14 protein-coding genes are annotated in these 15296 nt (G+C 69.3%); 4 read left to right on the plus strand and 10 right to left on the minus strand.

Features of this window, described 5'->3' with window-relative positions; all coding sequences use genetic code 11:
- Positions 1–120 precede the first annotated feature (120 nt).
- Complete coding sequence (locus BG90_RS18980; protein ID WP_010112000.1) at positions 121–549, plus strand: DUF4087 domain-containing protein; 429 nt, start codon at positions 121–123, stop codon at positions 547–549.
- Between the two features lie 143 nt (positions 550–692).
- Here BG90_RS18980 and BG90_RS18985 read toward each other — a convergent pair whose 3' ends face one another.
- From BG90_RS18985 to BG90_RS18995, 4 genes are all read right to left on the minus strand, one after another.
- On the minus strand, positions 693–1172 hold the full coding sequence (locus tag BG90_RS18985; RefSeq protein ID WP_010112001.1) for a GNAT family N-acetyltransferase: 480 nt from the start codon (positions 1170–1172) through the stop codon (positions 693–695).
- 990 nt (positions 1173–2162) lie between these two features.
- Entirely contained in the window at positions 2163–2318 is a 156-nt protein-coding gene (locus tag BG90_RS36805) for a hypothetical protein (RefSeq protein ID WP_010117836.1), read from the minus strand.
- A gap of 191 nt (positions 2319–2509) precedes the next feature.
- Positions 2510–4009 (minus strand): hypothetical protein, encoded by a 1500-nt coding sequence (locus tag BG90_RS35335; RefSeq protein WP_158335904.1) that lies wholly within the window; start codon positions 4007–4009, stop codon positions 2510–2512.
- Between the two features lie 96 nt (positions 4010–4105).
- Positions 4106–4801, minus strand: coding sequence for an MgtC/SapB family protein (locus BG90_RS18995; RefSeq protein WP_010117834.1), 696 nt, complete (start codon positions 4799–4801; stop codon positions 4106–4108).
- Between the two features lie 109 nt (positions 4802–4910).
- Here BG90_RS18995 and BG90_RS19000 point away from each other — a divergent pair, with 109 nt between their 5' ends.
- Positions 4911–6014: an AGE family epimerase/isomerase gene (locus BG90_RS19000; RefSeq protein WP_045568354.1), complete on the plus strand. Its 1104-nt coding sequence runs from the start codon at positions 4911–4913 to the stop codon at positions 6012–6014.
- Between the two features lie 219 nt (positions 6015–6233).
- On the opposite strand, the gene BG90_RS19005 is transcribed toward BG90_RS19000, so the two are convergent.
- Positions 6234–7115, minus strand: a complete 882-nt coding sequence (locus BG90_RS19005) for a LysR family transcriptional regulator (protein ID WP_010117826.1) — start codon at positions 7113–7115, stop codon at positions 6234–6236.
- Between the two features lie 102 nt (positions 7116–7217).
- On the opposite strand from BG90_RS19005, the gene BG90_RS19010 reads away from it, so the two are divergent.
- Entirely contained in the window at positions 7218–8816 is a 1599-nt protein-coding gene (locus BG90_RS19010; RefSeq protein ID WP_045568355.1) for an MFS transporter, read from the plus strand.
- Positions 8817–8905: 89 nt separating this feature from the next.
- Here BG90_RS19010 and BG90_RS19015 read toward each other — a convergent pair whose 3' ends face one another.
- The 5 genes from BG90_RS19015 to BG90_RS19035 form a co-directional block, all read right to left on the minus strand.
- Positions 8906–10519, minus strand: a complete 1614-nt coding sequence (locus BG90_RS19015) for a methyl-accepting chemotaxis protein (RefSeq protein ID WP_045568356.1) — start codon at positions 10517–10519, stop codon at positions 8906–8908.
- 144 nt (positions 10520–10663) lie between these two features.
- Positions 10664–12139 (minus strand): GDL motif peptide-associated radical SAM/SPASM maturase, encoded by a 1476-nt coding sequence (locus tag BG90_RS19020; RefSeq protein ID WP_010117820.1) that lies wholly within the window; start codon positions 12137–12139, stop codon positions 10664–10666.
- A gap of 77 nt (positions 12140–12216) precedes the next feature.
- Positions 12217–12807 carry a DUF1842 domain-containing protein gene (locus tag BG90_RS19025; protein ID WP_010117819.1) on the minus strand — a complete coding sequence of 197 codons (591 nt, stop codon included), beginning with the start codon at positions 12805–12807 and terminating at the stop codon, positions 12217–12219.
- A gap of 52 nt (positions 12808–12859) precedes the next feature.
- Entirely contained in the window at positions 12860–13504 is a 645-nt protein-coding gene (locus BG90_RS19030) for a DUF1842 domain-containing protein (RefSeq protein ID WP_010117817.1), read from the minus strand.
- Between the two features lie 90 nt (positions 13505–13594).
- Positions 13595–13786, minus strand: coding sequence for a DUF1843 domain-containing protein (locus tag BG90_RS19035; RefSeq protein ID WP_010117815.1), 192 nt, complete (start codon positions 13784–13786; stop codon positions 13595–13597).
- Between the two features lie 762 nt (positions 13787–14548).
- Here BG90_RS19035 and BG90_RS19040 point away from each other — a divergent pair.
- Positions 14549–14992, plus strand: a complete 444-nt coding sequence (locus BG90_RS19040) for a PaaI family thioesterase (RefSeq protein WP_010107493.1) — start codon at positions 14549–14551, stop codon at positions 14990–14992.
- Positions 14993–15296: the final 304 nt, after the last annotated feature.

Genomic DNA, 15296 nt, shown 5'->3' on the forward strand with positions numbered 1-15296 from the left:
GCGCGCCGTTCGCGACGACGGCGCGCGACAAATCGCGACACGCGCGCGTGCTCGACTGCGTTAGACTTCGCGCATCGACAGGACGACAGCAACGGCCGAACGCGCCGCCCATCACGCAGCATGACCCTATCCCTGACTCGCCGCCACGCCAAGCACGCGCAAGCGAGCGCAACGACTTCGCCCTCACGCCGCAGCGGAAGCTATCTGCTCGCCGCGCTCGCCCTCGCATTCGGGCTCCAGCACGCGCATGCGGCCGAAATCCGATGCGGCTGGCTCGAGAACCCGACGCCCGCGAACTGGCGGCTCACCGACCGCACCGGCTCATGGACGCTCGCCACGATGGGCGGCCCCGAAGCCGACGGGATGGACCTGATTCCCGACATGTCGGGCAAGCAATATGTCGAAACCAACGGCCCGCACGGTTACGGATGCGCGTGCCTCACCGTGATCACCGACAAGCAGGAACGGCGGATCGTGAAGGTGCTGAAAGCGAAACAGCTCCCGCTATCGAGATGCCGGCGCGACAAGCGGCTCAAAGAGCCGGAATAAACGGGGATAACGGACAGGCTTGAACGCTCGCGGCATCATGTATCGCCGCTGCGCGCGTCGAAACGATACGCATATCCGCATCGATTGAAGTCCGCCCGTCGCCGCCGTGCGCGCGGCGGCGGCACGACCGCAAGATCGCAAGATCAAAGCGGCTCGATCGACTTGACGAACGTCGTCGTCGCGGCGGCGAAGCCCAGCTCGCCATACAGCGCGAGCGCGGCCGCGTTGTGATTGAACACCGACAAGCCGATCTCGCTCACGTGCAGTTGCCGCGCGTCGTCCTCGAGGGCTTGCAGCACGCGCGTCGCCCAGCCCTGGCGGCGAAAGGCGGGCTCGATTTCGAGGTCGTAGATGAAGAGCGTCCGATGCGGTCCTTCCGTGACGACGCCGTACCAGAGATGGCCGAGCACGACGCCGTCGCCGGATTCGCTCAGCGTCAGCAGCACCTGATCGTCGGTGAGCAGCCCGTCGGGCAGCAGCGTGTCGATGCAGGCGAGCGCGCGCTCGTCGGCTTCGTCCGGCTCGCTCTGGCCGGACTCGATCAGATCGCGCGCATAGCCGCGCGCGGCGTGCGCGCGATATTCGCGGAATTCCGTCTGGGTCATCGGACGCATCTGTAGCATGCCGCACCTGTTCGAAGCAGCCTGGATATCACCCAGTGTAGTGGGCGGCGCGCGATTGCGCGAATCGGAATGCGCTTGCGAGGGCAGCGCGCTGGCGACGATCAGGAAGATCCGGCGGCCCGGCCGGGCATTCGGGCTCGCGACCGCCGGATACATGACCGTCGCGTCTTCGTGGCGCTCGCATATATGGAAAAAGGCTGGTCGGGCGCGGAATATGCGTTGTCCGCATTCGGGGTCGGCTTCGTAAGCGCGCGCCTGCTGCTCGGCCCGAGCACGGACGGGAACAGCTCGTCGGCGATGGCGGTGGGATGTTGTCGATCGAAGCAGTCGGGCACCTGCTGATCCGGCAGTCGACGCGTCCGTCGATGTCGATTCTCGGCGCCGCGCTGAGCGGCTTTGGCGTGTCGGCGATCTATCCGCTGCCCGCGCTCGCCGCGATTCGCGGCATTCCGCGCCACAAGTTCGGCATGGCGATCGGCTTACGATGCATGCTTCGACATCGCGATCGGCCTGGCGGCCCTGCTCGCCGGCGTAATCGCGAAATTCGCCGATACGCCGGACATGTTCGCCGTCGGCCGCGTCGCGTGCGGCATGGCGATCCACGTCTATCGCAGCGAAGCGGCGCTCCACCCATGCTGCGAGTGACGAAGCGGCGCGCGACGAAACGGGCCGCTACCGCCTTTGCACTTCGGCGGCAGTCACAGCCGCACGGTCGCTCGATCACCGGTCGCGCGACGGCGCAACGCGCGATCGGCAACGGCCGCGGCGACAGACGCTCTCGATGCCGGCCGGTGCAATCGGCCGGTGCAATCCATAGCGCGCGGGGTCGACGGCGCTCGGTCTATTGGCGGTTTTTCGAATTGGTTGCAACTGGCCGCGCTCGTCGAACCTGCAGCGGCGGTCCGTCATTCCGTCAGATACGGCTACCCATCCGCCGGCAGACGAACGGAACCGCGACTTTCCCGGCGCACCCGCGCCGGGCGGCACGAATCAGCGACGGATCAGGCCGACCTGCGCGACGTGCGACTTGCGCACTCGCTCTGCTTCGGCGTGGCGGGCTTTGTACGAATAATCGGCGTCGAGCGGCAGATGCGGCGACGTGAAGAGGTCTTCGATCTTTTGAAGCAGCGCGAAGATGAGGCTCATTTGCGACTCCTGTCAGCGAATGTCTAGGGTTTTCCCTTAGAAAGCATTCTAAGGGTTTCCCCTAGACACGGCTAGTGCGTCGCAACAAAATCTTCGCGGACCGGGCTTTTCACGCGCGAATGAACCCGGCTCGTTGCAACCCGGCAACACATACGCGACATCTCGCCGCGGCCGCCAACCGTCCCTTTTTCTCAGTACCCGCGGCCTCTGCGCGACCGTTTGACCGGCGTCGCGGCGCCGGACAGGCGGCTCGTCAAGCGATCCACCTGCGCGCCAAGTTCGTCCTGGCGCTGAGACAGCGTCACGATGGTCGCCTCCTGGGTCGCCTGGGCGGCGGCGAGCCGGTCGATGCGCCGCTGCAGCGCAGCAGATTCGTCTCGCTGCCGCGACAACTGCACCGCCTGCGCGACCAGCGCGACGATCGCAATGAGCGCGACCACCCCAAGCGCGAGCAGCAAGCGGTTGACGCGGCGCATTTCCGCATCGGCCGCGCGGCGCAGATCGACCGTTTCGGATTGCAGCGCGCGGATTCGGTCGGCAAGCGGACGCAGGTGGGCGTCGAGTTCGACCAGCGCGGCAGGCGCGTTCGACGGCGCCGAAGCCGTCTGCGGTGCCGCCGTCTGGCGCTCGCGGGCGGGGGACGCCGACGCCGGGAACGACGTCGGAGACGCGGCGGATGGGGTCGACTGAGTCGGCACGCCGGCGACGTTACCGCCGCCGGTGCCGCTGGGCGCCGAGGACAAGGCCGCGGCCGGCGTCGCGTTGCCGCTCGTGCGCGGCGTTTTCGCGAGCGCCGGCGTGTCGGCCGACGCGCCGGTGTCGCGGCGCTCCGGGACGGCCGCTGCGCGAGTCGCGACCGGCGATGGCGGCTCCGGATTCGCTTGATTCGGATCGGCTCGAGTCGAGTCCGTTGGCTCGATATTCGCCGTATCCGGGGCCGCTGGAGCTTCGGTCGATCGAGCTTCGTCGGCGGCGCTTTGACGTGTCGGGTGCTCGGGCGTTGGATCGTGAGCCGCTTCGCCCTGGACCTGGGCGGTTTGACCTCGGGCCGTCTCGTCCCGCTTTGCATCGCCCTGAGATGCCGAGCCTCGATGCGCTCCGCGTTGGGCCGCCTGCTTCTTGCTGTTCGCGCGACGCGAAGACGAACGGCGCGAATCGGTCCGGCCGGCTGCCGGCGCGTCGTCGATGCCGGCCTGCGCCGTCGCCGGCTCGAAGACCTGAACGGCGGGCGTATCGCGCCGCCCCGAACCCGCATCGGCCGATGCGGACTCGACGGAGTTCGCCGGCACGCTCACGGATTCGCCCGCCGAAGCCGCATCTTGCGTGCGCGTGCCCGCCGCGTCGGCAGCAGAACGCCCGTCGGCCTCGCGTTGCGCGTGCGCGGCCGAATCTTCCGCGAATCCGCTCAGCAGATCGGCCTGTTCGCCCGCGCGTTCGCCGCCGCGCGCCGTCGCACGCGCGCTGCGCGCGTTTTCGGCCTTGGCGGTCGGCTTCGCTTCTCTCGCGGCGGCGCCGCCGAACAGATCGAGCGTGTGCTCGTCGCGGAGCGCTTCGCTCGCCGCCGCGGCGCGGCCGGACCGGGCCGCGACGCGCGACTGCACAAGGCCGCCCGCCGCCGCGGCGCGCGGCCGCCGCTTGGACGCGGACGATCGGGAGGAACGAGTACGTGGGAATGCTGCGGAATCGGTCATAGGTCGTGCAGCGGCGCGCCGCACGCGCGCCGGACAATGCTGCGAACAATTTCGGGAAGGCCGCATTGTCTCATGCCCGCTGCGCGATCCCGTAGCTTAATCGTCGGGCAAGCCGCTCTTCTGCTCGGTGAAGCCCTTCACGCCCGGCAATTGCCGCAGCCGAGCGCAAATGCTCTCGTATTCGACGTCCGACACGCGGCCGAGCGCGATCGTCACTTCGTCGCTGTCTTCCGCGTCCTCGCTCTGCTGGACGATGAAGCGCTTGATCCGCGCGCTGTCGACGCCGAGCGCCGCGTGCGCCGAATCGAACGTCAGCGTGCCGCGCTCGACCAGCAGCACGAGATGGCGGCGCTGGCGCACGGTCAGGTAGCGGCGCTCGAGCGGCTTGATGCCGGCGAGGATGACGAGGATGATGATCGTCGCCGCGATCGCCGCCACGTATAGCCCGCCGCCCACCGCGAGCCCGACCGCCGCGACCGACCACAGGCTCGCCGCCGTCGTCAGCCCGCGGACGATCTCGCCGCGCAGCAGGATCGACCCCGCGCCGAGAAAGCCGATTCCCGACACGACCTGCGCGGCCATCCGCGACGGATCGAGATCGACGTGCGCCTGGCCGAGCACGTCCGCGAAGCCGAACGCCGACACGATCATGATGAGCGCCGAGCCGACGCACACGAGCATGTGCGTGCGCAGGCCCGCCGCCCACGACAGGCGCTCGCGCTCGACGCCGATGACGCTGCCGAGCGCCGCCGCGAGAATCAGCCGCATGATGAGTTCGACGTTGTTCAGCATCCGTGCTCTCCTTTTTTCGACGGCGGCGGGCCGCATGCTTTATCCTTGCCGCTCGGCCCGCGCGTCCGGTGCCGCGTTTTTTTCAATGTCAACCGCGTCGTCATTCGTCATGTCCGCTCCCGTCTCCGTTTCCGACCAGGCCGCTCAATTGCGCCGCCATTTCGCGCAAATCGTCTTGCCGCTCTGGCGCGGACCCGGCTTCAACCAGGCGCTGCAACTGCCGTTCGAGGCCGTCGCGCCGGACACGCACGCGCCGCTGCCCGTCACCCGCTATCGCGCGATGGCGTGCGCGCGCCAGCTATTCGTGTTCTCGCAGGCGGGCGACGCCGAGCACGCGCACGCGCTCTTTGCCGCATTGTGCCGCCACTTCCGCGATCCTCGCCACGACGGCTGGTTTTACAGCGTCGACGCGCAGGGCGCGCCGCTCGACCGCACGAAGGATCTGTATACGCACGCGTTCGTCGTGTTCGCGTGCGCAGAATATTTCGCGGCGTTCGGCAATCGCGACGCGCGCGACGTCGCGCAGCGCACGGCGGCGCTGACCGGCGAGCGCTTCGCGCCGCAGCCCGGAAACGCGCTCCTCGACTCGGCGCGCAGCGAGGACTTCGCCGCGACGGCCGGCGGCCCGCTGCAGAATCCGCTGATGCACCTGACGGAAGGCTGGCTCGCGGCGAGCCGCGCGTTCGGCGACGCCGCGTTCGACGACGCGCTGCTGCGCACCGCACAGGCGGTCGAGCGCACGTTCGTCGATACGCGCACCGGCTGCGTCGCGGAGCTGCCGCTCGGCAGCGCCGACAACCGCCTCGAGCCGGGCCATCAGTTCGAGTGGTTCTATCTCGTCAGCGCGGCGGGCGCGCGGCTCGCGGCGACGGGCCTGCCCGACGCGCTCGCGCGCGCATACGCGTTCGCGCAGCGGCATGGCGTCGATCCGGACACGGGCGGCGTCTGCGCGGCGACCGACGAGCACGGCGCTTGCATCGACGGCACGCAGCGGATCTGGGCGCAAACCGAGTATCTGCGCGCGCTCGCGACGCACGGCGGCGAGCCGGACGCGCTCGCCCGTCAGATCGCGCGCTTCGGCGAACGGTTCCTGCATCCGCGCGGCTGGTACGAATGCAAGACCGCGCAGGGCGACGTGGCGCGCGCGGATATGCCGTCGACGACGCCGTATCACCTCGCGACCGCGTACGCGTCGCTGCCGGCGGGCGCGTGACGCGCGATGCGTGCGCGGCCGGCCACGCGCCGCCGCTCACGCTTGCGGATGCGTCGCCGGCCGCGCCCGCCCGTTCGTCCCCATGCGGTCATGGCTTCCTCCATGTCCGCGCCGTGACATTCACACGCTACCGCCCGCGCATCCTTCATCCCGAGCCCCGCGCGCGCGCCGCAACAGCATGCCGCGTGCCACGCGTCACGCAAGCGACCCGGCCGCCATCTAAAGCGCGACCTGCCGCACGTACCGCACGAACGCGCGCACGGCGGGCGCCTTCTCGTGCTTGCGATACGCGAGCGCCACTTCCGACGGAATCGGCTTGCCTTCGATCGGCCGATACGCGACGCCCGGCAGCGCAACGCAGCCGACGAGCGCCTGCGGCACGATCGCGACGAATCCGCTGACCGACACGTACGCGAGCACCGCGACGAGCCCGCCCGGCCGCGCGCCGACGATCGGCTCGAAATGCCCGCGGCGCGCGACTTCGTGCGTACCGAACGCCTGCTCGGGCACGACGAAGCGCGCGTCCGCGAGCGCGGCCGGCGGGATCGATGCGCACTTCGCGAGCGGCAAATGCTCGGGCACCGCCGCCACGAACACGTCGCGATGCACGGTATACGCCAGCACGCCGTCCGGCAGCGGCAATGGCGGGCGCACGTAGGCAACGTCGAGCGTGCCGGCGTCGAGCTGCGCGGCGACGTCGTCCATCGGCACCTCGCGCACGTTGACGCCGATGCGCGGATGCGCGTCGCGAAACGTCCCGACCGTGCGTTGCAGCACACCCGAGTACGCCGCCGACGACACGTACCCGACCTCGATCCGCCCGATTTCGCCGCGCTCGGCGAGCGCCGCCAATTCCCGGCCGCGCGCGAGATGCGCGAGCGCCGCCTCGGCCTCGCCGACATAGACGGCGCCCGCCGCGCTCAACGCGACGGAGCGCCGCGTGCGATGAAAGAGCCGCACGCCGAGCAGCCGCTCCGCGTCCTGGATCAGCCGCGTCAGCGCGGGCGGCGCGATGTCGAGCTCGTCCGCCGCGCGGGCGAAGTGCAGATGCCTGGCGACGCAGAGAAACGCGCGGACATGGCGTAGTTCGAGGCGATCCATTTATTGCCCCTTGATGCAATAAAGATGAATTTCTGTGTCAATGACGAGCAATAGCCGCTCAGCCTAACATGCCGCTCTCCCCCTCGCATCACGGCGTCCGGCATGCACGACTCTTCCCCTCGCTCCGCTCCCCTCGAGCCCGGCCTTCGCGTATCGAACGCTGTCGCAGCGGAGCCCGCGCGGCCCCACCGCGGCACCCCATGGCGCGCGCTCGCGACCGCGTCCGCGACCTGCTCGCTGATCGTGCTCGACACCAACGTCGTCGCGGTGTCGCTGCCGTCGATCGCCCGCACGTTCCATGCGAGCTTCGCGGACATCGAGTGGGTCGTGAGCGCGTACATGACCGCGTTCGCCGCGTGCCTGCTGCCGGCGGGCGGGCTCGCCGACCGCGTCGGCCGCAAGCGCGTGCTGCTCATCGGGCTCGCGGTGTTCTTCGTCGCTTCGCTCGGCTGCGGGCTCGCGCCGACGGCCGTGTTCCTCAACGTCGCGCGCGCGGTCAAGGGCGTCGGCGCCGCGATGCTGCTGACGTCGGCGCTCGCCGTGATCGCGAACCGCTTCCCCGACGGCCCCGACCGCGCGCGCGCATGGGCGGTCTGGGGGATGTGCATGGGGATCGCGACGACGATCGCGCCGCTCGTCGGCGGCGCGATCGCGCAATGGGTCGGCTGGCGCTGGATCTTTCTGCTGAACCTGCCGGTGTGCATCGCACTCGCGGCAGCCGTCTGCGCGACGATCGACGAATCGCGCGATCCGCACGCGAAGCGCATCGACGCGCCGGGCAGCGCGCTGTTCGGCTCGGCGCTCGCGGTCGGCATCTGGGCGCTGATCGACGCGCCGTCGCACGGCTGGTCGGCGCCCGGCGCGCTCGCGCGCTTCGCGGCCAGTGCGGCGCTTTTCGTCGCGTTCGTCGGCGTCGAGCGCTGGCAGCGGCGGCCGATGATCGACCTCGCGCTGTTCCGCGAGCCGCGCTTCGTCGGCGCGCTGCTCGCGATGTTCGGCTACGCGGCGTGCGCGCAGGTGATGATGACGTTTCTGCCGCTCTATCTGCAGATCGGCTTCGGCATGTCGGCGATCGGCGCGGGGCTCGGCATGCTGCCGTTCGCGCTCGCGATGATCGTCGGGCCGTCGCTCGGCGCGGCGCTGTCGGCGCGCGCGCCGGCCGCGACGGTGCTCGGATGCGGGCTCGCGCTGATCGGTATCGGGAATTTCGCGACCGCGGCGCTCGCGGGCGCGTCGCATTACGGACTCGTCGCGCTCGGGATGCTGATCACCGGATGCGGCGCGGGCATCCTGAACGGCGACACGCAGAAGGCGATCATGGCGTGCGTGCCGCCGGAGCGAACCGGGATGGCGTCCGGGATCAGCACGACGACGCGCTTCTCCGCGATCGTGACGTCGGTCGGCGTGCTCGGCGCCGTGCTCGCCGCGCGGACCCATGCGGCGCTCGTGCGGCGCGTCGCGGACGCGCCGGACCTGCTCGGCGCGCTCGACGCGCACTTCATGTCGAGCCTGCTCGCGGGCGACCTCGCGCAGGCAACGCGCGGCCATCCGCCGCAGATCGGCGCGGCGCTCGCGCGGCTCGCGCCGGCGGGCCTCGCAAGCGGCTTTTCGGTCGCGCTGTGCGTGAGCGGCGCGTTCGCGCTCGTCGCGGCCGTCGCGGTGCGGCTGCTCGTCGGCGCAGCGTCGAAGCGGGCCGCGTGAGCGCGGCCGCGCCGCGGCGAGCGCGGGACGACGGATGACGCGCGGCCCATTCCCATTCCGCCGATGCCGCGCGCCCGGCGCATGCGAGGCTACGCGCGCGCGAGCTGCGGCGCGGCCGCGCCGCCGGGCACCGCGCCGCCGGCTGGCCGGCGCTCGCGCGCGTCGCCGAGCTCGAACACCGAGACCGACCGCTGCAATTGCTCGGTCTGTTCGTTGAGCGATCCGGCCGCCGCCGCGACTTCCTCGACGAGCGCCGCGTTCTGCTGCGTCAGCTGCTCCATCTGCGTGACGGCCTGGTTGACCTGCTCGATCCCCGCGCTCTGCTCGATCGACGCGGCCGTGATCTCGGTCATCGTCTGCGCGACCCGCTCGATCGACGCCGACACCGAGCGCATCGCCTCGCCCGCACGCTCGACGAGCTCGGAGCCGCCGTCGATCTGCGCGACCGATTCCTCGATCAGCGCCTTGATCTCCTTCGCCGATTGCGCGCTGCGCTGCGCGAGCGCGCGGACTTCGCCCGCGACGACCGCGAAGCCGCGCCCTTCCTCGCCCGCGCGCGCCGCCTCGACGGCCGCGTTCAACGCGAGGATGTTGGTCTGGAACGCGATCCCGTCGATCACCGCGATGATCTCCGCGATCCGGCCCGAGCTGCGCGCGATCCCGTGCATCTTGTCGATCACGTCGTCGACGATCGCGCCGCCGTTCTTCGTCGCGAGCAGCGCCTCGTCGGCGAGCGTGCTCGCCGCGCGCGCGCCGTCGCTGTTCTGCCGCACGGTCGCCGTCAGCTCCTCCATGCTCGCCGCCGTCTCTTCGAGCGACGCGGCCTGGCTCGACGTGCGCGCGGACAGGTCCGCGTTGCCGCTCGCGATCTCCGCCGCGCCGAGGTGGATCGCGTTCGACGCGTTGCGCACGGTGTGCACGGTTCCCGCGACGCTCGCCTGCATCTCGGCGAGCCCGCGCAGCAGGCGCTCGATTTCGTGGACGCCGTGCGGCGTCACCTTCTCGTCGAGGCGGCCTTGCGCCATCCGTTCGAAGTGCACGCCCGCCTGCGCGAGCGGCGCGACGATCGCGCGCCGCGCGAGAACGTAGATCCCCACGATGGACGCGAGCATCAGCACGAGCAGCACGGCGCCGACCGTCTCGAACCACCGCATCCCGGTGTCGATCATGCCGAGCGCGTGCTGGCTCGTCTTATTGCTGAATTCCGAGAACGTGCGCAGTTCGCCGAGATAGGCGTCCTGGATTTCCTGCGTCGGCTGATCGAGAAACGCCTGCATGTTGTTGGATTCGAGGAACTGCACGAGATCGACGAGCGCCGCGTGGTACTTGCGGTAGCGATCGGTGAGCGCGGCCGCGCGCTCGGTGTTCTCGGCGCTGATCGTCGGCGCGGCCGTGAAGCCGGCGTATGCGCGATCGGCGAGCACGAGCTGGTCGCGCACGTGCCGGAGCGTCTCGGTGGGCATCGGATCGCCCTTCACCATCCGCGTGCTGGCGCGGGACAGGTTGGTGCGGGCGTCGAGCATGTGCTGGGTCGCGACGGAGGCGGCATCGGTCTGCTTGATCGCGACGTTGGACAGATCGTCGACGTTGCCGCGCGACTCGGACAACGACCAGAAGCCGAGCCCCTCGACCGCGATCAGAAACAGGCAGAACACGACGAGCACGCCGAGCAGGCCGGATGCGAGCTTGATTTTGCTGAACATGAATTTCCGTTAGAGCCAAGAAGAAGTACTGCCTTGGCTTTAGCGGCATTTCGGCGGCGGACTTGAGCGATCACGCATGCGGCGTGTGGACTCTCCGTTCGTTCGCGGCCCGCCGACCAGCGAAACCGGGCGCGCCGGCCCGCGTCATGCGCCGTCGAACGTCGACGCCGGCAGGCCCAGCAGGCGCTCGAGATCGCTCATCAATGCGTGCCGGCGTTTCGTCTCTTGCTCGTGCGTGCGCGCCGACGCTTCGATATCGCCGCCGCAGTGCGGACAGGTCAGCTCGCTCGCGTGCACGTAGCCGTCGCAGTTGCGGCAGAGCTTCAGCTTCGGCGGCACGCGTCCGACGTCCGGCGAACGCTTGCCCTTGTTCTTCCACGCAAGCTCGATCACCTGCCCCGAGCGGACGATGCTCGACACCGGCTCGCCGTCCGCGATGCGCTCGGTCACGAGATCGAAGCGGCCCACCGCGAACGATGCGGGGCCGGCCTCCTCGACCTTCGCGATCCGCTCGCGCAGGCCCTGCTTCTGCAGCTCGAGCACGCGGTAATGGCAGTACGGATTGTTGCCCGGCTTGCCGAGCAGCGAGTGCGACGTCCACGTGCAGCCGCCGCGGCACACGTCCGCGTAGTAGCAGCTCCGGCAGAAGCCCCACAGATCGTCGACCGACCGCAGCCGGCCGAAATGGATTCCATCGCTCGTGCGCCAGATGTCCTCGAGCGACAGGTCGCGCACGTTGCCGCCCGAAAAGCCGACCGTCGCGAGCGACGGGCATCCCTTCACGGTGCCGTCCGCTTCGAGCGCGATCACGGTCTGGCCCGCCGCACAGCCCGCCCAGTGCACCCGCTCGTCGCCGAAGCCGCGCCACAGATGCTCGTAGGGACCGTAATAGCCGATGTTGTTGCCGACGTTCATCAGCAGGCCGCGGCTCAGGCCGTCCGTATACAGCTTCGCGAGCAGCGGCATCAGCTCGGTCAGCCGATACGGCTGCAGCAGCAATTCGTCGTTGTCGACCGCATTGCCCATCGCGACCGTCAGCTGGATCTGCCAATGCGTCGCGCCGAGCTCGATGATCGTGTCCATCAGCGCGGGCAGATCCGCCATCGTCGCCGCGCCGATCTGCGTGTTGACGCTCACCGCGAGGCCCGCGTCGTGCGCGCGCCGCAGCGTGTCGACGGCCCGGTCGAACGCGCCCGGCACGTTGCGCACCTTGTCGTGCAGCGGCGCGAGCCCGTCGAGCGACACGCCGACGCCGTTCAGGCCGGCGTCGACCGCTTCCGCGAGGCGCTTCGGCGTCAGGTTGCGGCCGCCCGTCTGGATCGCGCAATACATGCCGTGCGAGCGGATCGCGCGGATCAGCTGCGTCCAGTCCTTGCGCAGATACGCTTCGCCGCCGATCAGCGAGACCTCGCGCGTGCCGAGCCGCGCGAGCGACTCGATGACTTCGAGGCATTCGGCGGTGCTCAGTTCGTTCGTGCGCCGATGGCCGGCCCGCGAGCCGCAATGCAGGCATTTGAGATCGCAGGCCAGCGTGATTTCCCAAACGGCATGAACCGGGACGAAGCGTTGATAGTCGCTGTCGCTCAGGTAGCGGGCCGGGCGCGCGTCCGTTGTGCTCATGGCGATGTCTCCTCGTGGCGCGGCCGGGGCGCCGCACGCGCGGGCGTGCCCACGCGTGCGGCGCCGGCCGTTTCGGCTCAGCGGCGCGGTTCCAGACGCGCGATTTCCGCTTCGAGCTTCGACAGCTCGGCGGCGATCGCGTCGTGATCGGCGAGCTGCTGCTCCGCCTGCCGCACGAGCGCCTTCATCCGGCTCAGGTCGCCGGACGCCCGCGCTTCCTGCAGACCGACGCCGTACAGCGGCACCACGTGCTCGTGCGACGGCTCGAGCGGGATCAGCGAGTTGTCCTTCGTCACGATCGCGTGCTCGATCGAATGCCAGCGACCGTCGTCCAGGTACCGGTAGTTCGCCGTTCCCGATTGCCAGTCGTCGTTCAGCAGGCCGTTGAATTCCAGTATCACCACCTGCGGCGCGACGGGCCCCGTCGGGCTGCCCGTGATGCTCAGCGCGATCGACGGCGGCGACTGCGGATCCAGCCTCACTTGATGGAACTGTCCGGTGACGCGCGCGCGGAAATGCGGCGGCGGATAGATCGACTGGGTGATGCGTGCGAAGCCCGAGACGGTCTTCTCGACCGCATTGACGAGCAGATACAGCCAGAGGACCGGCGCGCCGAGATTGGGCGTCGAGACACGGAGTTGGACAGGAAAGAGACCGGTAGTAGCCATGACGTTAGCTCCACGAAGATGAACGAACGATGTCGATGCAAGACTGCGCCGCTCACTGCCGGCTTTCGAGCTTGGCGATTTCCGCCTTGAGCGTCTTCAGCGCGGCCGCGATGTCGTCGCGGCTTTCCAGTTGCTGCCGCGCATAGGAAGCGAGCGTCTTCATGTGCGCGAGATCGCCGGACACGGCCGCATACTGGATCGTCGCCGCATACATCGGCATCGGCCCGTACGCGCTTCGCGCCGCTTCGAGGATGACCGGGCCGGGCTCGAGCGGCACGACTTCCGGATCGGCCTTGACCGGCACGTTCTCGACTTCGTGCCAGGTGCCGTTCGAGTAGTAGCGATACGACGCGACGCCCGACTTGCCGTCGCCGCGCAACAGCAGCTCGGCGTAGAACGTGATGAACGGTGTGCCCTGGCCGGCCTGGCCGATCTGGCCGCCCTGCAGCGAAATCTGCACGATCGCGCCGCGGCCGTCGTGGCGCGGCGGCGGGCCGAGCCGGAATACGTAGGTACCCCAGACTTCGGCGCGGAAGTTGAGCGGCGGGCTCACGGCCTGCGAGATGGTCGCGGTGCCGACAACGCTGCGCTCCGTCGTATCGACCACCAGGTTGAGCGCGAGCTGCGGCGCGCCGGGGAGCCCGGTGCCGACGTTGTAGCGAACCGGGAAAAGACCGACGCGAAGATCTTCGGACATGTGAGTCTCCTAGATGCGAGTGGTTGAACGACGACGAAACGCTGAAACGCCGCCATGACGAAGCGACGAACGGCGGCGGCGGACTCGCGGCTACTTCTTCTGTTCGAGCCTGGCGATCTCGACCTCGAGCAACTCGAGCGCGGTGGACAGGTTGCCCTGCTGGCTCAGCAGCGCCTGTGCCTGTGCGCGCAGCGTCTTCATCTGCGCGAGATCGCCGCCGGCGATCGCCTGGTGGATCGCGACGCCGTAGGGCGTGATCGGATGACCGGATGCTTGATTCATGTTGTTCCTCCTGAAAAAGAACGACGGCCGACAGCCCCGTGATCTTTCCTGCAACGGCGATGTGCGTCTGGCTGTCGTAGATCTGCAGGATCGGGAATTTCGTCGATGGATGACGCGTTCCCCGCGATGCGGCGACACGGTGTCGCGCACCGTGCCGCTTGCCGCCCCTGATGTGCCATTAGTTATCCTTTTGAACCGGCGCGTCGTTGTTCTACGGCGGTAACGCGGTCGTCTCCGCGCGTCCGCCGGTTCGGCAGGGCGCTTCTACCAAGAGTCGAATGGTCTGCCTGTTAAGGTTAGGTCGCCTGCGCGCTTTCGCTATCTACCAAAACTGGTAGTGGTCCGCCCGCCGGCCCGCGCAATCGGCGCGCCGGGCGGCGACGATGCGTCGTTCGCGAAACGCTGCGCCACGATTGGCTCACGGTCGGCGCGCGGATGGCTCACGACGGCTCGCGATCGGCTCGCGGGTGGCGCACGATCGACGCCCGCTCGACGATTCGCCGGCGCGCCGCGCCTGATGTGCCGCGGCGGCATCGTGCGGCGCCGCCGAAATCGAACGCGCGTCCGCGCCGCCTCCGCAACCGGGCTTCGACGCAATTCGGCGAACAAACCCCTCCGCTAGTGCGCCGGCACGACGAATTTCCTTGCGTATCGCGCGCCCCCTTCCTAGAGTGGAGCGCAAAGAGCCGGATTGCATCGGCGGCGCGCGCATCGCGCCGCATTGTTCAACGTATCAATTCAATCGATAGCGAAGGAACGTCGATGACCGACATCGTGGATCACGCGCGCGGCGCCCTGCGCGCGCAACCCTTCAGCATGCTGCTCGGCACCGAGCTCGTGCACATCGGAGGCGACGAGGCGTCGCTGCGCCTGCCGATCCGCGACGAACTCAGGCAGCAGTACGGCTTCGTCCACGGCGGCGTCATCAGCTATCTCGCCGACAACGCACTGACGTTCGCCGGCGCGCTCGCGCTCGGGCCGCGCGTCGTCACGGCCGAATACAAGATCAATTACCTGCGCCCGGCCGTCGTCGGCACGCTGATCGCGCGCGCGAAGCTGGTTTATGCGGGACGGAATCAGGCGACCTGCCAGTGCCACGTATTCGTGATCGACGGCGATCACGAACGGCTCGTCGCGGTCGCGCAGGGCACGATCAACCGGGTCGGAGACGGGCGCGAGACGGGCGCCGTCGAAGAGAAGGCGTAGCGTCGCGCGGCGTTTGCGGAAAAGCGGGCGGCGCGCGTCGGCAGCGCGAGGCCGCGGCGCGGGCGGTGCTCGCGATGCGGCTGCGACGCTGCCGCCGCGATCGGTTGCGACGGACATCGGGATAGCGGGGGGCGGGATCTCCGGAATGCGGGACTACCGGACCTTCGGAATGCCGGACCTCCGAATGCCGGTCACCGGAATGCCGGGCCATCGAAATACCCGATCACCGAAGCGCCCGGCCCCCAGAATGCCGAAGCCCCCGACCATTCGAGCGCCGGAACGCCGGACCACCGAAATACCCGAT

The organism is Burkholderia oklahomensis C6786, assembly GCF_000959365.1.
GTDB lineage: Bacteria > Pseudomonadota > Gammaproteobacteria > Burkholderiales > Burkholderiaceae > Burkholderia > Burkholderia oklahomensis.

What these genes read in the sequence shown, in the direction of transcription:
- BG90_RS18980 (WP_010112000.1), top strand. Translation starts at nt 121, where the DNA reads ATGACCCTATCCCTGACTCGCCGCCACGCCAAGCACGCGCAAGCGAGC.
- BG90_RS18985 (WP_010112001.1), bottom strand. Translation starts at nt 1,172, where the DNA reads ATGCTACAGATGCGTCCGATGACCCAGACGGAATTCCGCGAATATCGC.
- BG90_RS36805 (WP_010117836.1), bottom strand. Translation starts at nt 2,318, where the DNA reads ATGAGCCTCATCTTCGCGCTGCTTCAAAAGATCGAAGACCTCTTCACG.
- BG90_RS35335 (WP_158335904.1), bottom strand. Translation starts at nt 4,009, where the DNA reads ATGACCGATTCCGCAGCATTCCCACGTACTCGTTCCTCCCGATCGTCC.
- BG90_RS18995 (WP_010117834.1), bottom strand. Translation starts at nt 4,801, where the DNA reads ATGCTGAACAACGTCGAACTCATCATGCGGCTGATTCTCGCGGCGGCG.
- BG90_RS19000 (WP_045568354.1), top strand. Translation starts at nt 4,911, where the DNA reads ATGTCCGCTCCCGTCTCCGTTTCCGACCAGGCCGCTCAATTGCGCCGC.
- BG90_RS19005 (WP_010117826.1), bottom strand. Translation starts at nt 7,115, where the DNA reads ATGGATCGCCTCGAACTACGCCATGTCCGCGCGTTTCTCTGCGTCGCC.
- BG90_RS19010 (WP_045568355.1), top strand. Translation starts at nt 7,218, where the DNA reads ATGCACGACTCTTCCCCTCGCTCCGCTCCCCTCGAGCCCGGCCTTCGC.
- BG90_RS19015 (WP_045568356.1), bottom strand. Translation starts at nt 10,519, where the DNA reads ATGTTCAGCAAAATCAAGCTCGCATCCGGCCTGCTCGGCGTGCTCGTC.
- BG90_RS19020 (WP_010117820.1), bottom strand. Translation starts at nt 12,139, where the DNA reads ATGAGCACAACGGACGCGCGCCCGGCCCGCTACCTGAGCGACAGCGAC.
- BG90_RS19025 (WP_010117819.1), bottom strand. Translation starts at nt 12,807, where the DNA reads ATGGCTACTACCGGTCTCTTTCCTGTCCAACTCCGTGTCTCGACGCCC.
- BG90_RS19030 (WP_010117817.1), bottom strand. Translation starts at nt 13,504, where the DNA reads ATGTCCGAAGATCTTCGCGTCGGTCTTTTCCCGGTTCGCTACAACGTC.
- BG90_RS19035 (WP_010117815.1), bottom strand. Translation starts at nt 13,786, where the DNA reads ATGAATCAAGCATCCGGTCATCCGATCACGCCCTACGGCGTCGCGATC.
- BG90_RS19040 (WP_010107493.1), top strand. Translation starts at nt 14,549, where the DNA reads ATGACCGACATCGTGGATCACGCGCGCGGCGCCCTGCGCGCGCAACCC.